We start from the raw sequence: 24,821 nt of genomic DNA on the forward strand, positions 1-24,821 counted from the left end.
GGGTTGTGCCCCTCGGCGGCGGGCTTTCCTGCAGGCCGTCCGAAGGCCGGATCAGTGTAGGCAGCGGGGCAGGGCGCGATTGCGCGGTTCGAGCCGAGTTCTGTTTCGCGCGGGCCAAACTGCCGGCTGGCGCCGTCGAGCAGCATGGCAACCCGCTGTTCGGGCGCGTTTCTTGCATGGAAGATGGGTGGCCATGAACAGCACGAACCCCGCGCGCAGTGTCGCTTTCCAGGATTACCAGGACATCCCCCGGCCGGTCTCGATGATCATCGTCGAGCACGATCCCGAGCCGTCGATGATCGTGCCGCGCCACTCCCATGTGCGCGCCCAGCTGGCCTATGCGGTCAAGGGCATGTTCACGCTCCACACCGCCGACGGCGCCTGGCTGGTGCCGCCGAACCGGGCGGTGTGGGTGCCTGGCGGCATCGAACACGAGATGCACGCGCGTGGACAGGCGGTGTCCAACCGCTCGCTTTACATCCAGCCCGACGCCTCGCCCGGCCTGCCGACCGAATGCTGCGTGATCGAGGTGTCGCCGCTGATGCGGCAGCTGATCATCGAGGCCATCGACATTCCGCTGCTCTACGACGAGGCCGGCCGCGACGGCCGGGTGATGCGCTTGATCCTCGACGAGATCTGCGCCGCGCCGCAGGTGCCGCTGCACGTGCCGATGCCGGCCGACGCCCGTCTGCTGCGCATCTGCCGCGCCCTGCTGGCCGATCCCGGCCGCGCGGGCGACCTGGAGGACTGGGCGCGTTTCGGCGCGCTCGGACGCCGCACGCTTACCCGGCTGTTCCTGGAGCAGACCGGCATGACCTTCACCTTGTGGCGGCAGCAGGTCCGGCTGATGGAGGCCCTGCGCCGCCTGGCGCTTGGCACGTCGGTCACCACCGTGGCCATGGACCTCGGCTATGAAAGCCCGAGTGCCTTCACCGCGATGTTCCGCCGGGTGATGGGGCGCACGCCCCGGCATTATTTGGGGCGTGAGAGCGAGGCGGGTTGAACGCCGGCTTGCCGCCCTGTCGGCCGGCTGGACAGGTTCGGGCGTTGCTGATGGCCATCATGGCGGACGCCGCGCTGCGGCTGGCGCGCTTCTTCGGCAACTCCGAAGCCTTCTGGCTCAACCTGCAGAGCCAGTACGACGCCGACATCGCACGCCGCGAACTGATGGACGAACTCGCCACCATCGAGCCGTTCGCGATGGCGGCCTGACGCGGGTCGCCGACCCGCGCCGCGCCGTCAGACGCTGTGCAGCGCCGGCCGTGCCGCCGGCACCGCGTCCTGTGCGGCCTGGGCCTGCAGCCGGTTGACGCCGCACCAGCGCGCCATGAACACCGCCAGCACCGCGGTCGTCTGCATCACGCTGTCGATAGACACCCATTCGTCGATGCCGTGGATGTTGGCGCCGCCCGAGGGGCCGTAGCAGATGGCTGGCGTCTCGCCATAGAGGTTGAAGAACTTGCAGTCGGTGGTGCCGGTGAAGGCGGTGGTGGTGAGCTTCTTGCCGACCACGTCGAAGTGGCTGTCGGCAATGGCCGTGACGATGGGCGCGTCGTCCGGCACATGGCAGCCGTCGGCCTGGAAGCCTTCGTAAAGCACTCGGTAAGTCAGCGCCGCATGGGCCGGATGCGCTTCGTAGGCGGCGGCCAGCAGCGCTTCGACCTCCTGCTTGACCTGCGTCACCTTGCGGTCGGGGTAGAAGCCCAGGCGGATGTCGGCGCGGCACGACGAAGGCACGGACGAAGCCCATTCGCCACCGGTGATCTTGCCGAGGTTGAAGTTCACCGGGTGCTGGTGGTGCGCGAAGCTGCGGTAGCGCGCGCTCGGTGCGTTCCACTTTTCCTCGAGCTTCTTGAGCTCGCCGAACAGGTAGAGCGCGAAGTCGATGGCGCCCACGCCGGTCTGCGCCACCGAGGCATGCACCGGCTTGCCCAGCACCTCGATCGCCAGCCAGATCACGCCCATCTGGCAGGTCATGACGCCGTTCTCGGCGATCGGCTCCGGAATGACCGCGGCGTCTGCCCGGTAGCCTGCGACCAGGCAGGCGAGCGCGCCGTTGCCGGTGCATTCCTCCTCGATCACCGACTGAAAGTACACCGGCGATGCCGGCTCCAGCCCGATCGACTTGAGCGCCCGGTAGGCCATGGTGTAGGCAACGATGCCCGCCTTCATGTCCGACGCGCCGCGGCCGTAGAGCCGGTCGCCCTCGACCCGGCCCGAGAAGGGGCTGCCGGTCCACAGCACTTCGGCGCCGGTCGGCACCACGTCGATGTGGCCGTTGAAGATGAGCGACTGGCCCTTGAACGGGCCGCTCGGCCGGTGGATGCCGACCACGTTGGTGCGGCCGTCGTAGGACACGATGGAGGGCGAATAGGCCGGATGTTGCTTGAGCTTCTCTTCGTCGATCTGGAATTCGTCGACCTGCAGGCCCATTGATTCGAAGGTGTCGGCGACCAGTCGCTGCGCGCTTTGCTCGTGGCCCAACAGCGAGGGGTGTGTGACCAGCTCGCTCAGCAGGGCGACGGTCTGCTCGCGCAGCGCGTGCGCGGCGGCGACGATGGCGGCTTCGTCCGCCAGGACTCCGGTGGTGATGTCGGATGGGTCGTGCATGTCGTTCATGGCGTGATTCTTTCACTGCCGGGCATCGGTGTTTGTCCGGATCAGGCCGTGGTCTGTCGAGAACGCGCCGCTTGGGGCCGATGTGGGCCTGACGGCTCCATGCCCGCCGCGCATACCGCAAATGCGTGATGGATTTTCGATCGTCGTCGCGATCCAATCGGCGCGGCCCTTCGGCCGACTGGAGATGCGCATGGATCTGGATCGCGTGGTGCGTGAGGTGCAGAAGAAGCTGGGCGTGGAGGTCGACGGAAAACCCGGGCCGCAGACCTGGAAGGCGATCTACGCCAGCGTGATCGGCAAACCGGTGCCCGACACCAAGAAGTTCGCCGCAACGGCCGACCCGCGCTCCGAGAAAACCATCGCCGGCCTGCAACCGGAGGTGGCGCCGTATGCCCGGCTGCTGGTGGCGCGGGCCGCCGATATCGGTATCCAGATCAAGATCATCAGCGGCCTGCGCACCTATGCCGAGCAGGACGCGCTGTTCGCCCAGGGCCGGACCAAGCCGGGGCCGCGGGTGACCAATGCGAAGGCGGGCGAATCGAATCACAACTTCGGCATCGCCTTCGACATCGGCGTGTTCGACGGCGCCACCTATCTGCCGGAATCGGCCGCTTATGACGCGGTGGGGGCGGTGGGGCTGGAGATCGGCCTGGATTGGGGCGGCAACTGGACCACCATCAAGGACCGGCCGCATTACCAGCTGCGGCCGGGCTGGGCCGCGCTGATGTCGGAGCGGGAAATGCTGGAAGGGCTGCGCGCCCGGGTGCGAGACAGCAAGCCGGTGTTTGCCTGAGGCCTGGCCGGGCGATTTAAAAAAACCGCCGCGCGATCGGCTCGGCGGCGGCTAGCGGTGTTCAGCAGCGGCTGGCCTGTCAGACCGACCGTTCGCTCGCCAGTGTGAGGTGCACCGTGACGACCACGCCGCCGTTCTGGTCGTAGGCAAAGGACCGATCCTTCACCACAAAGGAATGCGCCGCGACCGCCGCGAGGGAAATCGTGTCGCCAATGACCGGCACCGGCTGGTCGCCGCTGAAGTCGAGCGGGGTGTGCGCGAAGGCGGGCAGGGCGGCCTTGGTCTGGGCGTCGAGCACGAAGTGGATGGAAGCGGTCATCGGTGGTCCTGTTGGAAAGGTCGTAGGGGCGACCAATGTAGACAGGGAGCGGCCGCTAACGTGTTTCCACGCGTGGCAGGCGTTGGGGCCACCATGCCTGACCGTTACCCGAAAACGGGGAGCACCTTGCTTCCCAGCTCCTCGATCACGTCCTGCACAGGTCGTCGGCCCCGCGTTGGATGCAGCAGTACATGGGCCACGCCGGCCGCTTCCAGCCGTTGCAGGTAGGCCACCAGCGCGATCCGTCCTCCGCGCATGCCCAACTCGATCGGCTCGGCGGGCGCCAGCGGGTCGTCCAGCAGGTCGAGGCCAAGCGACTGGATGAACGCCCGTTGCCGGCCTTGCGCACGCTCAGCCACCGCGGTGCGCCACAGCCCGATGCGGCCTTGCTGCCGCGTTTCCTCCCGGTGATAAGTGGCCCAGCCTTGCGCATGCGTGGCGATCCATTGCAATGACTGGCGCGCCGACCCGACGACGAGCATTGGCACAATGGCAGCGGCTGGCGCCAGCACTTCATAACCGCCGGTCGCGGCGAGCAGGGGTGCACGCTGCGCCGCATGGAGCGAAAGCGCGGCGCGCACGACGTCCCAGCGTTCGCGGAACAACGCCGCGCGTGCTTCCAGATCCACCCCGAAGGCAGCGAACTCCGCCGCGCGGTCGCCGGATCCGAGCCCCAGGACCAATCGCCCGCCAGTCATCCGGTCGAGCGACAGCGCACTCTTGGCCAGGTGAAGCGGATCGCGCAGCGGCAGCACGGCGGCTGCGGTACCCAAGGCGGTCTGCCGGGTGACCGATGCAAGCATGCCCAGCCACAGAAAGGGGTCGTCGAGGACGGCCGCTTCCTGGTCGCTGCCTTGCGGTATCGACAGTGGCACGTCGCGTGTCCACAGCGCCGCGAAGCCGAGCTCGTCGGCGCGGCGGGCGAGTGCGCATTCCAGGTCCAGGTCGGGCGGCGCGCCGGGCTGTCGCGCCAGGGGCGTCATCAGCCCGATGGTGAGTCGTGGCGCGGCGAGTACGCGGCCGTGGGCGGCATTGAAGGTTTGCATCCGGGGACGTTAACCCCGGGTGCAACGACCCGTCTCAGGCAGGCTTTTTGGCGAGATGCCGGTAGAGCGTGCTGCGGTGCAGGCCCAGTTCACGCGCTGCGGCGGTGACGTTGCCGTGGTGCCGCGCCATGGCCTGCCGCACCGCGTCTTCGGTGAGCGACGACAGCAGCCCCGCCGATTCGCCCTGCGATGGCGGCGCGACAGGCAGGGCGGCGACCGGGCCGCCGTCGAGGTCGACCAGCTCCAGCGTGGCGCCGTCGTCGGCCAGCGCGACCAGGCTGCGCAGCGTGCCGAGCAGCTCGCGCAGATTGCCGGGCCAGGGGCGGTCGGCCAGTTCAGACAGGGCCGCGTCGCTCAGGCTCAGTCCCCGGTCGCCGGCCGCGTCGCGGAAGAGCCGGCTGATCAGCGACCGCCGGTCGGCCCGCTCGCGCAGCGGCGGAATCACCACTGCATAACCCTGCAGCCGATAGAGCAGGTCGGCCCGAAAAAGCCCGGCGGCGACCAGCCCGGCCAGGTCGCGGTGGGTGGCGCACACCAGGTCGAAGTCGACCGCCACGTCGGCCCGCCCGCCGAGCGGTCGCACCAGCCGTTCTTCCAGCACCCGCAGCAGGCGGGTCTGCAGGGCCAGCGGCATGTCGCCGATTTCGTCGAGGAACAGCGTGCCGCCGTCGGCCTCGCGCAGCCGGCCCGGCATGCCGCGACGCCGCGCGCCGGTGAAGGCGCCGTCTTCGTAGCCGAAGAGTTCGGCTTCGATCAGGGTGTCGGGCAGGGCTGCGCAGTTCACGGCCACCAGGGGGCCGCCGGCGCGGCGTCCGGCCCGATGCAGCCGGCGCACGAAGACTTCCTTGCCGCTGCCGGTCTCGCCGGTCACCAGCACCGCAATGCCTTGCGATGCGACCCGCGCCGCGCGGGCGAGCAGGGGCTCGATGGCATCCGGCGCTTCGGGCGCCACCTGCTCGATCTGCTCGACTTCCACGGCCGGCCCGTCGGGCGTGTTGGGCCGGCGCGATGCACGCACCGGCGCATCGGCCGCTGCCGGGCCCACGGCCACCGCCCACTGCTGCCCGCCTTCGGAGGCGACCAGCCCGGGCGCGGTCTGCAGCCGCTGCCAGCGCTCGCCGAAGATTCGTGCGGCCGAGGTGCCCAGCGCGTCGTTCCAGTCCATGCCGAGCAGGCCGAGCGCGGTGCGATTGGCACCGACGATCACGCCGTCCTGCACCGACAGCAGCCCTTCGCGCGGCGTGCCGAGCAGGGCGGGGCGCAGATGGAATCGCAGCAGCTGGCCCTCGCCGTGGCGGGTCATCAGCCGGTGCTCGAGCTGTGCGGCGGCCAGGCGCACCAGGCCGAGCGCGTGGACATCGACCTGCACCGACTCGCCCGAGATGTCGAGCGCGCCCAGCAGTTCGCCACGCGCGTCGAAGATCGGCGCCGCCGCGCAGCCCAGGCCGCCGTGGCGCGCCAGGTAGTGTTCGCCGCCCCGCACCATCAGCGGCTCGCGCTGCAACAGCACCGTGCCGATGGCGTTGGTGCCGCGCATGCCTTCGGACCAGTCCGCGCCGGGGGCGAGCGCCACGCGGTGCGCCTTGGGCAGGAATTCGGGGCTGCCGACCTCGTCGAGGATCAGCCCGCTGGCATCCGACAGGATCACCACGCAGCCCTGGCGCAGCGCATGTTCGGCCAGGCCGTCGAGCTCCGGCTGGGCGCACTGGCGCAGCCGGGCGGCGGCCTCGCGCCGTGCGTTCAGCTCGCCGTTGCTCATCGGGCCGGTCTCGTCGTCGTGGAAGGACAGCCCCGCGCAGCGCTGCCACGAATGGCGAATGCCCGGCGCCAGCTCCACGCCGGGGTCGGTGCCGTCCACGAAGAACATCTGCCGCGCCCGATCGACCGCGGACCAGCTCGCGCCGGATGGGTTCATGCCTGTCTCCTGTGCCCGTAGCTGTCGCGAAACGCGACGGGGTCTGCGACACATTCTCGGACATCTATCGCAAATTGCGACTTATCCATCGTTCGGTCAGATGACATGTGCAGCCTTCCCCCCAGCGGCAGGCCTGGGGCACCCCCGGGAAAGCCCCAGGTCCGATTGGCCCGTGGCTTGCGCAAGGACACGGGCGTCGCCGTTCGCGACGCCACTTCCAACAACGTCGCAACGGAGACAACGGTCATGGACATGCTCGAGCCCGGAAAATTCGGCACTTCGGTCAATTTCAAGAAGCGCTACGGCAACTACATCGGCGGCGAATGGGTCGCGCCGGCCAATGGCCAGTATTTCGAGAACATCACGCCGATCACCGGCAAGCCTTTCTGCGAAATTCCGCGCTCCACCGCTGCCGACGTGGACCGCGCGCTCGACGCGGCCCACGCCGCCAAGGTCGCCTGGGGCAAGACTTCGCCGACCGAACGCGCCAACATCCTCAACCGCATCGCCGACCGCATGGAGCAGAACCTGCCCATGCTGGCCGCCGCCGAAACCTGGGACAACGGCAAGCCGATCCGCGAAACCACCCACGCGGACATGCCGCTGGCGGTCGACCATTTCCGCTACTTCGCCTCGTGCATCCGCGCGCAGGAAGGCGGCATCAGCCAGATCGACCACGACACCTACGCCTACCACTTCCACGAGCCGCTGGGCGTGGTGGGGCAGATCATTCCCTGGAACTTCCCGATCCTGATGGCGGTATGGAAGCTCGCGCCCGCGCTGGCCGCCGGCAACTGCGTGGTGATGAAGCCGGCCGAGCAGACGCCGGTGTCGATCCTGGTGCTGATGGAGCTCATCGGTGACCTGCTGCCGCCGGGCGTGGTGAACATCGTCAACGGCTTCGGACTGGAAGCCGGCAAGCCGCTGGCGTCGAGCAACCGCATCGCCAAGATCGCCTTCACCGGCGAGACCACCACCGGCCGGCTGATCTCGCAGTACGCCAGCCAGAACCTGATTCCGGTCACGCTGGAGCTGGGTGGCAAGTCGCCCAACATCTTCTTCGCCGACGTGATGGACAAGGACGACGCCTTCTTCGACAAGGCGCTCGAAGGCTTCGCCATGTTCGCGCTCAACCAGGGCGAGGTCTGCACCTGCCCGTCGCGGGTGCTGGTGCAGGAATCCATTTACGACCGCTTCATCGAGCGCGCCATCGCACGGGTGGAGGCCATCAAGCAGGGCAGTCCGCTCGACATGGACACCATGATCGGCGCGCAGGCTTCGAGCGAGCAACTGGAAAAGATCCTGTCGTACCTGGACATCGGCAAGCAGGAAGGCGCGCAGGTGCTCGCAGGCGGCGACCGCAACCAGCTCGATGGCGACCTGGCCGGCGGTTATTACGTCAAGCCGACGGTGTTCAAGGGCCACAACAAGATGCGCATCTTCCAGGAGGAAATCTTCGGGCCGGTGGTATCTGTCACCACCTTCAAGGACGAGGCCGAGGCGCTGGAGATCGCCAACGACACGCTCTACGGCCTGGGCGCCGGCGTGTGGAGCCGCGACATGAACACCGCCTTCCGCATGGGCCGTGGCATCCAGGCCGGCCGGGTGTGGACCAACTGCTACCACCAGTACCCGGCGCATGCGGCCTTCGGCGGCTACAAGAGCTCGGGCATCGGCCGCGAAAACCACAAGATGATGCTCGACCACTACCAGCAGACCAAGAACCTGCTGGTGAGCTACAGCGAAAACAAGCTGGGCTTCTTCTGAGCACGGGCCGCGTCATGGTCACCAACCACGACACCGTGGCGCGGGTCACCGCCACCGACGCCGCCCTGGCGCTCATCGCCCTGCTGCGTGAGGAGCATGGGCCGCTCATGTTCCACCAGTCGGGCGGCTGCTGCGACGGCAGCGCGCCCATGTGCTTTGCGCAAGGCGAATTCGTGGTGGGCGACTATGACCGGCTGCTCGGCGAGATCGGCGGCGCGCCGTTCTACATTAGCGGGCCGCAGTTCGAGTATTGGCAGCACACGCAGTTGATCATCGACGTGGTGCCGGGGCGCGGCGGCATGTTCTCGCTGGAGGGGCGCAGCGGCCAGCGCTTTCTGACCCGCTCGCGACTGTTCACCGACGAGGAATGGGCCCGGCTGTCCGCAAGGGAGGCGCCGACGGCACGGGTGTGAGGGCTACGCCATGGTCCACAGGGCCATGGCGACCATCATCAGGTTCTCGGTCAGCGAGACGAAGCCCAGGGGAACGTTGCTGCTGCCGCCCACGCAGGCGCACTTGAGTTTCCGCTTGTCGATGTAGACGGCCTTGAACACCGACACCGCGCCCACCGTTCCGATGAAGAGCGCCACGGCGGCGGCCAGGTGCGGGAGTCGGCCCGACACCATCAGCAAGCCCGCGCCCAGCTCGCCGAAGGGATAGAAATACGCATACGGCACGAACCGCCGGGCCAGCAGGTCGTAGTTGAGGAACATGGTCGAGAACGACTCGATGTCCTGCAGCTTGAGCAGGGCCAGCATGCACATGGCGAAGGAGACGAGCCACCCGAGAAGACGTCTGGCCGATGGCGGGTCGGGGCTCCACATGGCTGCCGCCGCCAGCAGCAACGCCACCGCGAACACCGCGACAACCGGTCGGTAGGAAGTCGCTCCGGGCTCGGCCACTTGCAGGCCGAAGAACCGGCGCAGATCGTCGTAGCCGCCGATACGCTCGCCGTCGATGAAGGTCTGCGGCGTCGTCTGGACATGGTGCTTTGCCTGGAACGCATCGGTTTCCTCGCGCGTCCTGAGCCGATGGTCGTCGATGTGATAGCCCTTGCGCCAGAGCAGCCAGCGGGCCTTCAGGCCCCACGGGCAGATGTGTTCGGGCATGACCATGCGGTAGAGCACGGCGCTCTTGCGGGCGGACGTCGGCATGGGCTCTTCGACCTTTCAGCGCTGTTCGCAGACCTGGCGAAAACGCGCCTCGCGCCGACGCAGATCGGCCAGGTCACTGGGGTTGGAAATGCTGCGTTCGGCGTCTGCCAGGACCAGGCCCATGTGGCGCACCAGGGTCGCCACCCTGTGCGGTCGGCTTTCGCAGGTGGCGACCGCCGCCAGCACGTCGACCATGCGAATCAGCACCGCCACGCTGCCGGCGGCATCCTGGCGAATCATGTGAAACATGGCGTCGACCAGGCCGTCGTAGTCGACCGCTGGCACCACAAGCACGACACGCCCATCGCGCTTCAGCACGCCGCCCGGCAACTCGCGGCAGGCCATGTCGCATAGCGAAGCACCCAGGCGGTCGAGCACGCTGATGGCGGTGTGCGGATCATTGATGCCCTTGGACAGCGCCCGCACGCCGACTTCCACCAACTGGCGGATGGCGAACTCCAGATCCGCCGCGCTGCTGCGTTCGCCGCCGAGCCCGGTTGCGGCACGGATGGCCTGGTCGGCGCCCTCGCGAGGCGGCAACATCCGGGCGATCGGAGCACCGGGAAACACGTAGTCGCCCGGGCGCACCAGCAGTTCGATCGCGGTGTCGTTGGTTCGCGCCCAATCCGCGAGACTGTCGAGGTCGAGATGTTGCAGATAACCCCGGCGGCTGTCGCGGACCGGCTCCGCGCCGAGCCAGAACGAAGCATCGGGCGCCGATGTAGGCGGCACGTCGGTCGTGAGCCGGCGGATGGCCGAACGCACTTCTTCGCCGACCAGGTCGATCACGGTATCGACGTTGATGCGGCTGGCCATGTGGCCGACGAAATAGACCAGGGTGGCGACGCACGCCAGGGCCAGCACGATGGCGACGGTCAGCGAAAGGTGGGGAACGAAGACGCCTTCATCCTGCGTTCGCACGCTGCGCAGCACCATGAGCGCATAGGCGAAGGTGCCCAGGAAAGCGCCCAGCGTGATTTGGTTGCCCCGGTCGTGCGTGAAATTGCGCAGCAGGCGCGGCCCCATCTGGCCTGCCGCCAGCGACAGGGCCGCGATGGTGATGGAAAACACCGTGCCGGCGACACCGATGGTGGAGGACGCGACCGCCCCCAGCAGGGTGCGGGCGCCGGTGCCGCCACCGTCGTAGAGCCAGGCGGCCGCCCAGGCCTGCACCAGCCAGCCCCGTCGGTCGACTTCGATCAACGCCAGCGCTCCCGCCACGCCCAGCAGCGCCATGAAGCCGGGAACCACCCAGAAAGTGTCTGCGAGAAAGGCCGCGATTTTGTGGAATGGTTTTTTCAAGCGTCGGATCCGAGAAAGGCAGCGCGGACGTTAATGCGTCGGCTGCGCGACGCCGTGACAAGAAGCTGCAGCTGCGCTTCGCGATGACTTCGCCAGGAGTTCGCATGCCTGCATCCGACACCGTAACCCAGCGTTTTCCGACGATTCATGCATCGGCGGCGCAGAAACTTTGCAGCCTGCAACCAGACCGGAGATCAACATGCCAAAAGGCAAGAAGACCACCTATACCGACAAGCAGCAGCGCCAGGCGGAACACATCGAGCAAGGCTACGAGGACCGGGGCACATCCAAGCCCGAGGCCGAGCGCCGCGCCTGGGCTACGGTGAACAAGGAGACCGGTGGCGGCCGCAAGGGTGGCTCGGGTGTCGGAAAGGCGACGGACACCGCGCCGTCGCGCAAGGGCGGCAGTTTGGGCGGCGCGGCAGCAGCCTCCCGCACCGCCGAGGAAAGGTCGGCATCCGCCCGCAAGGCGGCCGCCACGCGCAAGCGCCATGCCGCGCAGACCGGTCGCTGAGCGTTTACGGACGACTGAATCGCCATCGGCAGCCCCACGGCCGGGGTGTTTTCCTACGCGGTGGATCGCAGGCCGGTAGCAAGCTTTTCGCTATGAACAAACCCTCCCCATCCTCATCCCAATCGTCACGCGCCGGTACCGATACGGCACCGGCCATCACTGGCGAGCGAGCCTACGAAAACTCCTTGCCAGGAACCGCCGGCAACACGCCAGGCGAACGACCGGCCAAGAACGACAGGGGCGTCGATCGTGCCATGATGCAAAGTGCCAAGACCGACGCCGAGCGCGGCTCGGCGACCCCGGCGGATGTGCAGGGCGTCAACCGCTGACGACCGGGCCGAGTGCCATGGCGTCCGTAGGCAGCGCGCCCCCGTCGAACCGCACCGTCTGGAAAGGTGCGATCAGTTTCGGGCTGGTTCATGTGCCGGTCGGCCTCTACTCGGCCACCGCCGCGAGCGGCATCGACTTTGACTGGCTCGACCGCCGCACCATGGACCCGGTTGGCTACAAGCGCATCAACAAGAAAACAGGAAAGGAAATCGGGTCCGAGGACATCGTGAAAGGCGTCGATTACGGCGACGGACGCTACGTGATTCTGTCGACCGAAGAGATCGAGAAGGCCTATCCCAAGATCACGCAGACGATCGAGATAGAAGCTTTCATCGATGCGGACGAGGTTCCATTCGTTTATCTGGAAAAGCCGTACTACACCGCGCCCATCAATCGCGGCGATAAGGTTTATGCCCTGCTGCGTGAGGCGTTGAAACGCAGCAACAAGGTCGGCGTAGCCAAGGTCGTCATCGCTACCAAGCAACATCTCGCGGTGCTGATTCCCTGTGGTCCGGCGCTGGTGCCGAACCTGCTGCGTTGGGGCGGTGAGATCCGGTCGATGGAATCGCTGAAGCTGCCGCCGAGCGACATCAAGGCTCTGGGCGTGCGGCAGGCCGAACTCGACATGGCGCTGGCCCTGATCGCCGACATGACGCAACCCTGGGACGCGGATCAGTTTCGAAATTCTTTCGCCGACGAGGTCATGAAGCTGGTCGAAGAAAAAGCGCAGTCGGGGGAGATTCACGCGGTGTCGCGTCTCGACGACAGCCAGCCGCAGAACAGCGGCGGCGCGGAAGTGGTTGATCTCACCGCGTTGCTGCAACGCAGCTTGAAACGGGTCGCCAAGACGGAGCCGACTCAATTGAGCATGGTCGCACCTGCACCGAAAGCCGCCGCGAAGACCAAGGCCGTGCCGGTCTCGGCAAAGAAGCTGGCGGGTAAACCTTCGGTAGCGCCCAAAAAAGCAGCAGCGAAGTCGGCGCAGGCGTCCAAATCGACACGAAAAGCGGCATAGCCCGCACATCGCGATAGAAAAGTTGAATCCGCTTTTCGCCCGATTTCGTAGATCATCCGGCGATGCGGAGCAGCATGAAACAGTCCGCACGCGATAACGGCGACCATCGGTTCCCGTTGTCCATCGCAGACCGACAGTGACCTGTATTCCAATCCGGCAATGATTTCTCCTTCATTCTCGAAAACGGTTTTCCTGGCCCGATTTGGCTGCGCGCTGGCCCTGGCGTGCGCAAGCAGTTTTGGTCATGCGGCCGATGCCGACATCGTTGGCCGCTACGTAGCCAAGGACGCGGAATTCGTCATCGAAAAAGGCACCGGCAACGAGTACCGCATGCAGTACTTTGGCAAGTGCCTTCGCGAGGGGGAGCCCTTCGAGTTCTATACCAATGGCAAGGCCCGCCGAATCTCAAGCAAGTCGTTCGTGATTTCCGTGACGACTTCGCGTGTTCCAAGTTGCGCCCGCTTTGCGCCGCTCGACGGACAGGATCACCATCTCGAAGAGACTCCCGAGAGCCCCGGCGTCTGGCGCTTTCGGCGGACCGAGCCGAGCTGGCTGACCAAGCAGGCGTTCGTCCGAGAAAAGTAGGCCGGCGGTGGGGCGGTACTAGCGGGCCACCACCTCGGCCAGAAAATCGCGCAGCCAGCGGTGCGCTGGATCGCGATGCAGGCGCTCGTGCCACAGCATGGCGAGCTCATATCCCGGTACTTCCACCGGCGCCTCCACCACCTGCAGATCCACGCGGCCCCGCACGATGCGCGCGGGAAGCATGGCGACCAGGTCGCTCTTGGCCACCACGCTGGCTGCGAACAAAAACTGCGGTACGGACAGCACCACACGGCGAGTCAGGCCCAAGGCGGCCAGTGCCGCGTCGGTCGGACCGTCGAAGCCACCACCGTCGGGCGACACGATCACGTGTTCGAGCCGGCACAACTGCGCCGGCGTCGGCCTGCGCCTCAATTTGGGATGCCCGGCCCGGCCTGCCAGCACATAACGCTCCGAAAACAGCACGCGGCGATGCAGGCCTGGGGGCGCACCTTCGGTGGTATGCAGCGCGAGGTCGATGTCCCCGCGTTCAGCCTGCCGCGAAATGCGCGGCGGCGCCATTTCGAGCATGGCGAGCCGGGTGCCCGGCGCGGCGAGGCGCAGGCCGGCGATGGCGGGGGCCAGTACCGCGCTGCCCCCGTAATCGGTCGCAGCCACGCGCCACGTGTGGCCTGCGCTGGCGGGATCGAAAGGCTCCGCCACCGATACCGCACAGCGCAGCTGATCGAGCGCTTCGCGCAACGGTTGCCGCAATGCGTCGGCCTTGGCGGTGGGGCGCATGCCGCGAGGCCCGGGCAGCAGCAACGGATCGGCGAACGCCTCCCGCAACCGCGCCAGTTGCGTGCTGACCGAGGGCTGCGACAGGTTCAGACGCTCGGCGGCGCGGGTCACGTTGTGCTCGGTCAGCAAGGTGTCGAGCGTGAGCAGCAGGTTGAGATCGAGCCGGTTGAAATTGGTCATGGCGATACCTGGGATCCAGGAAATTCATTTCCAATATACCGGCAGCGTCGGCAAGCTGGTGGATATGAACATCCTCATCGTCCATGCCCACCCCGAACCGCGTTCGCTCAACGGTTCGTTCAAGAACTTCGCGCTCGAGCATCTGCGTGCTGCCGGCCACCAGGTGGCGGTATCAGACCTCTACGCCATGCACTGGAAGGCCGCGATCGACGCCGACGACAGCGTCGACGGCGCGGCGGGCCAGCGCTTCGACGCCTCGCTCGATTCGAAGCGCGCGTATGAGGGTGGCCGACAAAGCCCCGACATTTCTGCCGAGCAAGACAAGCTTCGTTGGGCCGACGCGGTGATCCTGCAGTTTCCGCTGTGGTGGTATTCCATGCCGGCCATCCTCAAAGGCTGGGTCGACCGGGTTTATGCCTTCGGTTTCGCCTATGGCGTGGGAGAGCATTCAGACGCGCGCTGGGGCGACCGTTTTGGCGAGGGCAGCATGGCCGGCAAACGCGCGATGCTGATGGTGACGACTGGTGGCTGGGAGTCGCACTACGCGCCGCGCGGCATCAACGGGCCGATCGACGACATCCTGTTCCCGATCCAGCACGGCGTGCTGTTCTACCCCGGCTTCGAGGTGTTGCCGCCCTTCGTCGTGTACCGCACGAGCAAGGTGGACGAGGCCGCTTTTGCCGGACACTGCGAGCGGCTCGCCCGCCGGCTCGACGGTTTGTTTACCGACGAGCCGATTCCGTTTCGACGGCAGAACGGAGGGGACTACGACATTCCAGCCCTGACCTTGCGCGCAGATGTCGCACCCGGCGCAAGCGGCTTCAGCGTTCATCGGGCCCATCGCTGAAACTTGCCGACGGCGCGCCGGAACCGCTGCCGACCTGAGGTTTCGCCACCGGCGGTGATTCGCCTTCGCGGCATCCGCGACCCGGCGGGGATTGCTCGCGCTGAAGTCCGAGCACCTGAAATCTCGGGAATTTTCTTTGGTGAGCGAGTGCTGACTTAACATCGCCGGCCTGTGGCTTCCGCCGCAGGCGAGACAAGTCAATTGCCCACAAATTTGCACCGAGATCATGCGTCCTGAATATGTCGACAGAGGCACAGCTTCCGAGGTCCATCTGCTCTCCAAAGAATTGCGAGCCAATTCATCGCGCGGCGCTAACGCCTCACCCGCGAAACCTGATGGTCTCGTGAAAACATGAGCCAGTCCCAGAACCCAGCTGCACGCGGCTTGAAGCTGAGCGGTCCGGCCGTGCATCAGGACCAGCTGCCACCCTTGCAGGCAATCTCGTTCGAAGGCCGCGAGGCCATCAACGATCTTTTCGAATACCGCGTCCTTGTCCAGACGCCCGAGTTACCCCCGGGCGCGCCGCCCTGGGTTCTCGACGGGCGACTGATGCTCGGTCGGGAGATGACCGTGCACATCGAACTCGAAGGAGCGGGCACGTTTGCGACGGGGGCGGCCGGTGCCCTGGGAAAATCCGGACTAGGCGCAGGCGAACGTCAGATCAGCGGTGTTGTCGCCGAGGTGCTGCACCGCGACGCCGATGCCCGGCATCTGGCGCTGGAACTCGTGCTGCGCCCCGGATTCTGGCAAGCCACCCTTGGTGCGCACCATCACGCCTTCCATGGCGTGACGGCCGTCCACGCCATCGACGCCGTGCTGGCCCCACATCCCTGGCTTATCGACAAACGGCTGATCGAGACCTATCCGACGCTGGACCGCATCACCCAATGGGGCGAAACCGACTGGCGCTTCTGCTGCCGGCTGATGCAGCAGAACGGCATCAACTTTCATTTCGAGCACGTCGGAGGAACCCATCGGCTGGTGCTGAGCGACCACAACGGCGCCTTCCGGCCGTACGGCGACGAACAAGGTCCCTACCGTCTCATTCCCGTTTTCCCCCCGGGCCACCGCACCGACCGCGAGTACATCCATTCCTTCAGTACCCGCACCGCACTCGTCGGGCGCAGCTGGGAGGCACGCGACTACGACTACACGCAACCCCGGCTTCAGCTCGTCGCGAGCGATGGCGAACCGACCGGGCAAGCCAGCCATGCGCGTGGCGAGGTCTACCAATGGCGCAGTGCCGGCCACACCCAGGGCGCGCTGTGGAGTCAGCCGAACGCCGGCGGCGACCCGCAGGCCAACACGCTCGCACGCGATCACGCGCGTTGGCTGGCGCGTATCCGGCTGGAAGAACGGCTCCAGCACGCCTGCCGTGCGGAAGGCGCAGGGAACATTCGAGGCATCGTGACCGGCTGCAGCTTTCACCTGGAGGGGCACCACCAGCCAGAGGCGAACACCGGGCACCTTGTCCGGTGGACCGAGATCTCGGTCCGTGCGCCGGGGCAGGAAAGTCAGCATGCCCATGCCGCGGGTGGCTGGTCGATCGAAACCCGCTTTGCCACCCAACCCGTCAACGTTTCGCTTCGTCCAGAGCTCACCCTTGCCAAGCCGCTGGTCCATGGCCCGCAACCCGGCATCGTGGCAGGGCCGCACCAGGGCAAGGTCCATACCGATTCATTGGGTCGCATCAAGGTCTGGCAACCCTGGCAACGGCACGCTGCGCGAGACGGGGATGCCAGCCCTTGGCTGCGCGTGGCCCATCCCTGGTCCGGCAATCAGCAGGGCTCGGGGTTTCTGCCCCGCGTCGGTCAGGAAGTCGTCGTCGACCACTGCGGCGGTGACCCGGACCTTCCTATCGTCCTGGCAGGCGTGCACAACGCCATGAACCTGCCGGGTTGGCAATTACCCGGCCAGCACGCGCTCACCGGCATCCGCAGCCGTGAGCTCACCGAGAACGGTGGCAACGGGGCAGGCGGGCGCAGCAACCATGTGGTTCTCGACGACAGCACCGGACATATCCAGGCACAGATCAAGAGCGACCATCAGCACTCCAGCGTCAGCCTGGGCGACATCCACCGCATTGACGGCAATGCGGGCCGACAGGACGCGCGGGGGCAGGGCGCCGAACTGCGAACCGACGGCCATGGCGCGTTCCGGGCCGCGCTCGGGATGCTGCTCACCACCGAAGGTCAGGCGGGCGGCCTGGGTGGGATGAAAGACGTCACTGCAGCCCTGCGCTTGCTCGGTGACGCATCCGGCCGCCAGGATGCGCTTGCAAAAACGGCGCAAGACCATCGCGTGCAGGACAGCGGCGACCAGCACGCCGTGCAGCTCCAGCAGGAACGAGACGCTCGCGAGATCCGGGGCAGCGGTGAAGCTTTGGGCGAGTTCAGGCAGCCGCACCTGGTCATCAACAGCGCAGCCGGTGTGCAAAGCGTCGCGGCCACCACCACCCAGCAGGCCAGCGGCCGGCATCACGCCATCGTCACCGGTGAGCACACCAGCATCTCTGCCGGAGGCAGCGTGCTGGCGAGCGCCGCCCGCGCGATCCGCCTGTTCGCCCAAAAGGCCGGCATGCGGCTGTTCGCCGCAGAGGGGAACGTGGAAGTGCAGGCGCAAGAAGGCTGCGTCGACATTCGGGCCAGCGACACCATCCGCATCAAGGCCCGCGTCATTGAAATCGACGTCAGCCAGCTGGCCACGATCAATGGCGGCGGCAGTTTCAGCCGATGGGAAGCCGCCGGCGTCGATCACGGAACGCCGGGGCCGTGGACCGTGCGTTCGGCCGGGACGCAGTCGTCCGGGCCCCAGTCGATGCCGGTTCCGGTGGTCGACCTGCCGCGGGTGCCGGCCTATGCCGAGCAGTTCCAGGCCGTCAATCGGAACCAGGGCGGCGTGGCAGTGGCCGGTCTGCCTTTCAAAGCAACGGTGGCCGATGGCCGCACCCTCGAAGGGCACACCGATGCCCACGGACGCACGCCGATGTTCTTCGGCGATGCCGCGGAACTCGTGGAGGTCCACTGGGGCGGCTTGAAGCGAAGCGAGCTCTTTTCGGATCAGGCTGGCGACGACACGCCTAACTGCTGAATCACCTTTTGTGCGAACACAAGAAAAATATGACTGATCAAAGAAATGCGGCTCGATGCGATGTGCAAGGTCTTCTTAAAAAAGAGCAGCACACCTGCATCAAGAGTCACGTGGCGGGGCTCATTCCGGTGGTCTACGAAATCGAATTCGATCGCGATTTAAAGCTGCCATTCGCCATCTTCTGGAACGGCTGCACTCAACCGGAGAAGGAGGTGGCGCGATTAAAGGAGGGCGGCCGGACTCTTCGCATCGAAGTAATGGCCAGGAGCGGACAAACCGTTGCGATTTTTCTGGGAAGCGATGCATCGCCGGAAAACCGCAAAGAACAGCTTTATCCAGTGGTCGTGGGACCGAACGACATCAAGGTGATCATCAAATCGCATAGCGGTTTGAATGCAGCCGAAGCGGTTATCGGTGAGCCCGACCGACCAGCCAGCATTGCCGAGAGTGGAGACAAGCTGGATGTCTACCACGCCGTTCTCAATGGAAAGACCTGGATGCGTTTCAGCCATCGGTATTCGGTGGATGAAGCGTTGAGGTTCGCCAGCGAGGCGGGGGAAGGCGATGCGGGTGTGCTGTCGGCGTTGACGGCGATCTACCAGGGACAGGTCACACGACGGAATGGATATGTGGCCCGGCTGGCCCATGGTGAATGTGCCATCGGCTTTCAGGCGGATGCCGATGGAAATTGCCGAGAACATATTCACGGATACGACTCGGATCGTGATTTTGGTCGGGAAGTGCTGACGCGGGTCCATCCGCATTGTTGGCTTGCGCTTTTTACAGCGGCGAGTCGGACGCAAACGGTGTCGCTGCAGCTGACATCGACATGGCGGCCCTGGGTTGGGTCGGCGGTTCATCGGATGGGGCTGGGGTTGGATGTGAAGAGTATTAAGAATAAACAAGGGCAAACATCTATATTTGATCTTGGAAGTCCCAAGCTATTTAATTCGATCGAACAAAAGGAAGCGCATTCAAAATGGATGATTTCTGAACAAGATTACTTGGACTGCCTGAAGAAATTTGATAGCGGCTCAATTGATGCGGCAAGAATTGCTCGGAATGGCGCGCGCCACAATTTTGAGAAAACAATGGAGGATGGATTGGCTTGGAGTTTTGAAAATTCTTTACGTTCGGATATACGCATCAAACAGCTTTATGGGCCCATCGATATGGATGATAATACTAGAGATGAAATATCTTCAAGTCCAAATTTTCAAAAATCGTCGAATGAGACATTGCACAAAAACCACGTTCACATAACTGCAAGTGATCGTTTTCTGCTGCCCTGAATTTTATAAAAATGAAAAAATTTGCTTGGACGATGATTTGTCTGGCCAGTGCCATTGTTGGCTTGCCATGTGCCGCACAAAGCTATTTTGAATCAGACTACGAATGGCTGAAGTCAAAGCATCATGTGCGTTATTTGCTGAAAATTAGTGATCGTTACCGTGATGTGATGGATGTGGCGCAACTTGTAAATTGGCGCGCTGACAACGATAGGCGAGTAAGTAACCGGGAGTGGCAGCCCATCTTCGACGTCAATTATCCATTACGGAGTGAATGGCCAACTGAAAATGAACGAGCCACCAAAAGGCAGGAACGGTGGGCGACGAATATTCTCGGTTTTCAGCTGATTGAGTTTCGACCAGATGGATTAGTCAAGACGGCAAACAAAACGGCGATGCCGCTTCGCATACATGACTCGATGTACCGTCGCAACACAAGGTCGCCAGTCCTCGTCGCGGAACCGGGTCTTCCTGGCGACTTCTGGTATTTTGTTGGAACATGGTTTTATGGATTTCCTGGCGATAAGGGGTCGGAGTTTGAACCGGCAATATGTGATCTAAACGACGAATCTCTGCGTTATTCCGTGCCAGCATTTTTAAAAATCAAGGATCCGATAGCTTGGGTCGCAAAAAGGGGTGGCAAGATCGGCTGCCGCGAGTGGGCTTACCAACTCAAACGCCCGGCCAGTTTATTGGGCGAGGGCGGATCTTCTCCTGACATAAACGGACGCTGCAAAAGCGGCGCGGAACCCGGGCCGCGATCCGACGGTCGCATGACCTGTCCGGGATTGGTGCAGTATGAAGAAAGCGACTGGCAACCTTATATCGACGTCACCACTCGCCATGGCAACAACGAACCCCGGATTGGCGAAGTTCTCGGCTGGGCGAGTTTCGACCACGCCGTCAGGCCGGTGATTGGACAACATGGAAAACACTGGATCTGTTTTCACGAGTGCCCTGACGGTGAAAGGCCGGGAGTTATTGAAAACATCGGCTTATGGGCAGCGCGCCGTGGATGGCCTTCTCCAGAAAATCATAGGGTTCCGTTCTTCCCAGATAGCGAAGTAGGTCCGACAGCTGAGGATTGGGATGATTGACCGAGCTGGCGATGTTGCTATTTGCCCATACGCGCTCGTGGCATCTAGGCATGTCTCCGATCAGCTAGAGCAGCTCTAACGGCTTTTTGCGCTTGAGGAGTGGCTATATATCCAAGCGTGTGAAGCTTCCCGCCTCCGTCTCCGACTGATGACGCACGCCGGCCCCGACGCCCGACCCCGCTGTGGGACGATGTCGGCCCAGCATTACCTCACCAACCCATGCAAGAAAGCTTGTCTTCTCAGGACGTGGTCGATTTCTGGCGCGCCGCTGGCCCATCAAAATGGTTCAAAAAGGATGCGGCCTTCGACGGCGACTTCCGCGAGCGCTTCTCCGCCGCCCATTTTCTGGCCGCCCGCCGCGAGCTCGATCATTGGAGTCGCGACGTCGAGGGTGCTCTGGCGTTGTTGCTCCTGCTCGACCAATATCCCCGCAACGCCTTCCGTGGCACGGCGCATATGTTCGCCACCGACCCGCTCGCCTTGCTGCACGCGCGCACGGCCCTGGCGGAGTTTCGATCGGCAGGTAGAGGCGGCTTTGCGGCCTTTCTTCTACCTGCCGTTCGAGCATTCAGAAACCGCTGACGACCAGGCGACGGCGGTGCGGCTGTGCTCGACGCTCGATGCCGAAACCGCCCGTTTCGCCCGGCTGCATGCGGAGATCATCGAGCGCTTCGGACGCTTTCCCCATCGCAATCGTGCCCTGGCCCGAGAAAGCACGGTCGCCGAGCTGCATTTTCTGGAAGAGGGCGGCTTCGCAGGTTGAATGACGCCGAAGCTGCATCCCGCGGCAAAGGATTCGAACTGCGGGTAAACCCGACCCTTCGGGTGCGATATGCAGCGGGCGACGCACACGCCGAAAACGCATCGCCTAAGCTTGGCAGCAGTTACGTCTAGTACCTGCCGGGTTTTCCACGAAAGCCCATCGTTCGCCAACCGGCCACAGCCGCCGGTGTCATTTCCATTCCTACGTGAGTCAAGCCTGGGCCCGGAACATCGGGTCCGACAGCGGCATCGCCCTGTCGTCCAGGCTGCACGCGTGAACCTTTCGCAGCCCATGCCCAAGTATTCACCGCCCACCACTTCTTCCAGCTCCGCCGTGACCGAAGCGCCGTCGCCCGGCATGTCGCCCTCGGCCTACATGTCGCTCGTGGCGACCATCGCCGCCATCGCCGGCGGCCTCTACGGCTACGACACCGGAATCATCGCCGGCGCGCTTTTGCAGATCTCCAGCGAATTCCAGCTCGGCCACGCCATGCAGGAAGTGGTGGCCGCTTCGATCCTGGCTGGCGCGGTACTGGGTGCGCTCACCTGCACCCGGTTGTCGGCCCGCATCGGGCGCCGCTACACCATCATGACGGTGGCGGCGATCTTCACCTTCGGCGTTCTGGCCTGCGCCACGGCACCCAGCATGGCGTGGCTCACCATCTGGCGTTTCGTGCTCGGTTTTGCGGTCGGCGGCTCGACGCAGATCGTGCCGACCTATATCGCCGAGCTCGCTCCGCCGGACAAGCGCGGCCGCCTGGTGACGTACTTCAACGTTTCGATCGGCGTCGGCATTCTGCTGGCTGCGATCATCGGCTTCGCGCTGCAGGAGTCGTGGAGCTGGCGGTGGATGATCGGCGTGGCGGCGATGCCTGCGCTGGCGTTGCTGCTGGGCATGGTCTGGATGCCGCGCAGCCCGCGCTGGCTGATGGAGCAGGGCCGTCCAGCCCAGGCGCGCGAGGCGCTGCAGATGGTGCGCGAGACGCCGGCCGAAGTGCGCGCCGAAATGGCCGAGATGCGCGAGTCGCAGAGGCAGCAGCAGCACATGGCGCGTGGCTGGAGCGGCATGCGCGAACGCTGGGTGCGGCCGGCGCTGGTGGCGGGCCTCGGCGTCGCCGCCTTCACGCAGCTCTCGGGGATCGAGATGATGATTTACTACACGCCCACCTTTCTCACCAGCGCTGGATTCGGCCGCTCGTCCGCACTGCTGGCGGCGCTCGGCGTGGCGATCGTCTACCTGGTCATGACCTTCATCGGCAAGACGGTGGTCGACCTGGTGGGCCGGCGCGCCCTCACGCTGGCGATGATGCCGCTGGCCGCGCTTTCGCTGGTGGGGCTGGGTGCGGTGTTTTTCTTTCATCTCGGCGGCGACCACCACGGCGCGTGGGTGGTCGGCCTGTTGCTGTCGTTCATGGTCTTCAATTCGGTCGGCATCCAGGTCATCGGCTGGCTCATGGGCTCGGAGCTGTATCCGCTGGCGATCCGCGACCAGGCGACCGGCGCCCACGCCGCCATGCTCTGGGGCTCCAATCTGTTGCTCACCGGGACAGCGCTGTCAATGGTGAACTGGCTCGGCATCGGTGCTGCGATGTGGGTCTATGCGGCGCTGAATGCGCTGGGTTTCGTATTCGTCTTCGTCTACGTGCCGGAGACCCGTTCGCGGTCGCTGGAGGACATCGAACAGGCACTGCGCGACGGCACGTTTTCGCCGCTGGCCTCGCAGCGCGCAGGCTGAAGGCGGGTCAGCCGGCTTCGACCCGCAGGCCGGCCTGCCGCCAGGCCTCCAGGCCGCCGCCCAGGGGGTGGACCACGCGAAAGCCTTTTTGCCGCAGCTGCGACGCGATGATCACCGCCGAGGCTTCGGCAGGGCAATCGCAGTACACGACGATGGTGGCGTGGCGATGCGGGCTGCTCTTGGCCGACTGCCACGCCTGGGCGTCGAAATGCAGTGATCCGGGAATGCGTTCCAGCTCCCAAAGACCTGGCTTGCGCACGTCGAGCAACACCGGGCGAGGGTCCTTGTCGAGCATGGCCTGGAGTTCGCTCACCGCGATGCGGGGCATGACCATCTGGCGCTTGAGCGCCAGCCGCATCCAGGCCTTGCGGGCGATGTAGATGCCGATGCAGGCGGCCAAAAAAGCGATGCCCCAACGGCCGAAGGCCTGCAGCGTCTGCAGCAGCGATTCCATGGCGGGAGCGAAGATCCATCCCAACGCCAGCCCCAGGCCGGACCACAGGGCCGCGCCGGCGGCGTCGTACAGCAAAAAGGCACCGCGGTGGATGCGGAAAGCGCCGGCCATCGCGGTGGCGACCGACGCGAAACCGGGCACGAACTTGGCCACCACGAGAGAGCGTGCGCCCCAGCGGTCGAATACGTTTTCGGTCTGGGTGACGCAGCTGTCGGGCGTGAGCGAGAGCCTGCACATCAGCCTGAGCACCCGGCTGCCGAAGCGGCCGCCGGCGGTGTACCAGGCGTAGTCGGCGATGAGGCAGGCCACCACGCTGGCGAGCAGCAGCAGGGGCAGCGAGAGCTCCCCGCGCGCGGCGAGCGAACCGGCGACCAGCAGCAGCGGAAACGCGGGAATCGGCACGCCGAGCTGCTCGATCAACACCCAGCCGAACACCAGCAGAACGCCGTAGCGGGTGAGCAAGTCGAGCAGCATGTCCATGAAAACTTCCTTACTGGCCGACGGATGCCCGCGAGGCCGGGCGTCGTGCGAAATGGCCAGATTTTCAGTGCGGCAGCATATCGCGGGCGTAGGCCAGGCCGATACCGTAGCCGCCACCATTGGCTTCGACGATGGCGCGCGCGGCGTCGTAGGTGGCGCGGCGGGTCCAGTCGCGCTGGAGTTCCAGCACGACTTGCAGCCACGAGGTCATGGTGGCGCCGCCGTCCTGCATGCGCCGCAATGCCATCTCGTGGCCGGTGGCGCTTTGGCCGCCGCAGGCGTCGGCGACGACGAAGCATTCGTAGCCGGCCTCCTGCGCGCTCAGCACCGCGAACGCGATGCAGGCTTCGGTCAGCATGCCGGAGAACAGCAGTTTCTTGCGGCCGGTGGCCTCGATCGCGGCCAGCACCGTCTCGTCTTCGAAGACGTTCATGCTGCGCCGGTCGATCACCGGCTGATCGGGCAGTGCGGCGCGCAGGGCCGGCAGCAAGGGTCCGCTGTAGACCTTGGTGGCCGAGGTGCTGGCGACGACGGGCAGGCCGAAGGCGCTGGCGGTGCGTGCCAGCGCCAGGGAGTTGTTGAGCAACACCTGCTTGTCGATCGACTGCACGCCGAAGGCGAGGCCCGCCTGCTGGTCGATGAGCAGCAGCGCGCAGTTGTCGGGGGTGAGGAGCTTGGAAGAGGCGGCCATGGATCGGGGAGGGTGGGAAGTCCTGCCCACTCTAGGTACGCCCCGGCGCAGGGACATCGCGCCGATGGCCGACACGGCCTGCTCCTTTGGAGAGAGGCT

At 65.3% G+C, this 24,821-nt stretch carries 23 protein-coding genes and 1 pseudogene; 15 read left to right on the forward strand and 9 right to left on the reverse strand.

Going from position 1 to position 24,821, the window contains the following annotated elements; all coding sequences use genetic code 11:
- Positions 1–193 precede the first annotated feature (193 nt).
- The gene (locus R9X41_RS09370) at positions 194–1,003 is read left to right on the forward strand and encodes an AraC family transcriptional regulator (protein WP_318634602.1); all 810 of its coding nucleotides are present in this window, start codon (positions 194–196) and stop codon (positions 1,001–1,003) included.
- Between the two features lie 50 nt (positions 1,004–1,053).
- A complete protein-coding gene (locus tag R9X41_RS09375) occupies positions 1,054–1,212 on the forward strand; it encodes a helix-turn-helix transcriptional regulator (protein WP_318634603.1) in 159 nt (52 codons plus the stop codon).
- A 27-nt stretch (positions 1,213–1,239) separates the two neighbouring features.
- On the opposite strand, the gene R9X41_RS09380 is transcribed toward R9X41_RS09375, so the two are convergent.
- Positions 1,240–2,619, reverse strand: a complete 1,380-nt coding sequence (locus R9X41_RS09380) for an ArgE/DapE family deacylase (protein ID WP_318634604.1) — start codon at positions 2,617–2,619, stop codon at positions 1,240–1,242.
- 190 nt (positions 2,620–2,809) lie between these two features.
- On the opposite strand from R9X41_RS09380, the gene R9X41_RS09385 reads away from it, so the two are divergent.
- Positions 2,810–3,412: a M15 family metallopeptidase gene (locus R9X41_RS09385; protein WP_318634605.1), complete on the forward strand. Its 603-nt coding sequence runs from the start codon at positions 2,810–2,812 to the stop codon at positions 3,410–3,412.
- A gap of 79 nt (positions 3,413–3,491) precedes the next feature.
- Here the strand turns inward: R9X41_RS09385 and R9X41_RS09390 are convergent, their stop codons facing one another.
- The 3 genes from R9X41_RS09390 to R9X41_RS09400 form a co-directional block, all read right to left on the reverse strand.
- The gene (locus R9X41_RS09390) at positions 3,492–3,731 is read right to left on the reverse strand and encodes a hypothetical protein (RefSeq protein ID WP_318634606.1); all 240 of its coding nucleotides are present in this window, start codon (positions 3,729–3,731) and stop codon (positions 3,492–3,494) included.
- A gap of 104 nt (positions 3,732–3,835) precedes the next feature.
- A complete protein-coding gene (locus R9X41_RS09395; RefSeq protein WP_318634607.1) occupies positions 3,836–4,777 on the reverse strand; it encodes a TIGR03571 family LLM class oxidoreductase in 942 nt (313 codons plus the stop codon).
- A gap of 34 nt (positions 4,778–4,811) precedes the next feature.
- Positions 4,812–6,692 (reverse strand): sigma-54-dependent Fis family transcriptional regulator, encoded by a 1,881-nt coding sequence (locus tag R9X41_RS09400; protein WP_318634608.1) that lies wholly within the window; start codon positions 6,690–6,692, stop codon positions 4,812–4,814.
- Between the two features lie 246 nt (positions 6,693–6,938).
- Between R9X41_RS09400 and adh the strand changes: the two genes are divergently transcribed.
- Positions 6,939–8,459 carry an aldehyde dehydrogenase gene (gene adh, locus R9X41_RS09405; RefSeq protein ID WP_318634609.1) on the forward strand — a complete coding sequence of 507 codons (1,521 nt, stop codon included), beginning with the start codon at positions 6,939–6,941 and terminating at the stop codon, positions 8,457–8,459.
- A gap of 14 nt (positions 8,460–8,473) precedes the next feature.
- Positions 8,474–8,872, forward strand: coding sequence for a DUF779 domain-containing protein (locus R9X41_RS09410; protein ID WP_318634610.1), 399 nt, complete (start codon positions 8,474–8,476; stop codon positions 8,870–8,872).
- Positions 8,873–8,875: 3 nt separating this feature from the next.
- On the opposite strand, the gene R9X41_RS09415 is transcribed toward R9X41_RS09410, so the two are convergent.
- Both R9X41_RS09415 and R9X41_RS09420 read right to left on the reverse strand, forming a co-directional pair.
- Positions 8,876–9,613, reverse strand: coding sequence for a MauE/DoxX family redox-associated membrane protein (locus tag R9X41_RS09415; protein ID WP_318634611.1), 738 nt, complete (start codon positions 9,611–9,613; stop codon positions 8,876–8,878).
- A gap of 15 nt (positions 9,614–9,628) precedes the next feature.
- Positions 9,629–10,915, reverse strand: a complete 1,287-nt coding sequence (locus R9X41_RS09420) for a DUF2254 domain-containing protein (protein ID WP_318634612.1) — start codon at positions 10,913–10,915, stop codon at positions 9,629–9,631.
- Between the two features lie 199 nt (positions 10,916–11,114).
- Here R9X41_RS09420 and R9X41_RS09425 point away from each other — a divergent pair, with 199 nt between their 5' ends.
- From R9X41_RS09425 to R9X41_RS09440, 4 genes are all read left to right on the forward strand, one after another.
- Positions 11,115–11,429, forward strand: a complete 315-nt coding sequence (locus R9X41_RS09425) for a plasmid stabilization protein (RefSeq protein WP_318634613.1) — start codon at positions 11,115–11,117, stop codon at positions 11,427–11,429.
- Between the two features lie 92 nt (positions 11,430–11,521).
- Complete coding sequence (locus R9X41_RS09430) at positions 11,522–11,758, forward strand: hypothetical protein (protein ID WP_318634614.1); 237 nt, start codon at positions 11,522–11,524, stop codon at positions 11,756–11,758.
- 17 nt (positions 11,759–11,775) lie between these two features.
- A complete protein-coding gene (locus R9X41_RS09435) occupies positions 11,776–12,774 on the forward strand; it encodes a non-homologous end joining protein Ku (RefSeq protein WP_318634615.1) in 999 nt (332 codons plus the stop codon).
- A 159-nt stretch (positions 12,775–12,933) separates the two neighbouring features.
- The gene (locus R9X41_RS09440; RefSeq protein ID WP_318634616.1) at positions 12,934–13,359 is read left to right on the forward strand and encodes a hypothetical protein; all 426 of its coding nucleotides are present in this window, start codon (positions 12,934–12,936) and stop codon (positions 13,357–13,359) included.
- Between the two features lie 18 nt (positions 13,360–13,377).
- Here R9X41_RS09440 and R9X41_RS09445 read toward each other — a convergent pair whose 3' ends face one another.
- Positions 13,378–14,277, reverse strand: coding sequence for a LysR family transcriptional regulator (locus R9X41_RS09445; RefSeq protein WP_318634617.1), 900 nt, complete (start codon positions 14,275–14,277; stop codon positions 13,378–13,380).
- A 64-nt stretch (positions 14,278–14,341) separates the two neighbouring features.
- On the opposite strand from R9X41_RS09445, the gene R9X41_RS09450 reads away from it, so the two are divergent.
- The 6 genes and pseudogenes from R9X41_RS09450 (at position 14,342) to R9X41_RS09475 (ending at position 23,097) form a co-directional block, all read left to right on the forward strand.
- Positions 14,342–15,124, forward strand: a complete 783-nt coding sequence (locus tag R9X41_RS09450) for an NAD(P)H-dependent oxidoreductase (RefSeq protein ID WP_318635188.1) — start codon at positions 14,342–14,344, stop codon at positions 15,122–15,124.
- A 351-nt stretch (positions 15,125–15,475) separates the two neighbouring features.
- Positions 15,476–18,214 carry a type VI secretion system Vgr family protein gene (locus R9X41_RS09455; RefSeq protein WP_318634618.1) on the forward strand — a complete coding sequence of 913 codons (2,739 nt, stop codon included), beginning with the start codon at positions 15,476–15,478 and terminating at the stop codon, positions 18,212–18,214.
- 29 nt (positions 18,215–18,243) lie between these two features.
- Positions 18,244–19,506, forward strand: a complete 1,263-nt coding sequence (locus R9X41_RS09460) for a hypothetical protein (protein WP_318634619.1) — start codon at positions 18,244–18,246, stop codon at positions 19,504–19,506.
- 11 nt (positions 19,507–19,517) lie between these two features.
- Positions 19,518–20,600 (forward strand): hypothetical protein, encoded by a 1,083-nt coding sequence (locus R9X41_RS09465; RefSeq protein WP_318634620.1) that lies wholly within the window; start codon positions 19,518–19,520, stop codon positions 20,598–20,600.
- Between the two features lie 219 nt (positions 20,601–20,819).
- Positions 20,820–21,363, forward strand: a pseudogene (locus R9X41_RS09470) (DUF924 family protein).
- 291 nt (positions 21,364–21,654) lie between these two features.
- Positions 21,655–23,097, forward strand: coding sequence for a sugar porter family MFS transporter (locus R9X41_RS09475; protein WP_318634621.1), 1,443 nt, complete (start codon positions 21,655–21,657; stop codon positions 23,095–23,097).
- Positions 23,098–23,104: 7 nt separating this feature from the next.
- Here the strand turns inward: R9X41_RS09475 and R9X41_RS09480 are convergent, their stop codons facing one another.
- Positions 23,105–24,031: a rhodanese-like domain-containing protein gene (locus tag R9X41_RS09480; protein ID WP_318634622.1), complete on the reverse strand. Its 927-nt coding sequence runs from the start codon at positions 24,029–24,031 to the stop codon at positions 23,105–23,107.
- Between the two features lie 64 nt (positions 24,032–24,095).
- Entirely contained in the window at positions 24,096–24,722 is a 627-nt protein-coding gene (locus R9X41_RS09485) for a hydrolase (RefSeq protein WP_318634623.1), read from the reverse strand.
- Positions 24,723–24,821: the final 99 nt, after the last annotated feature.

This window comes from Xylophilus sp. GOD-11R, assembly GCF_033546935.1.
Classification (GTDB): domain Bacteria; phylum Pseudomonadota; class Gammaproteobacteria; order Burkholderiales; family Burkholderiaceae_C; genus Xylophilus.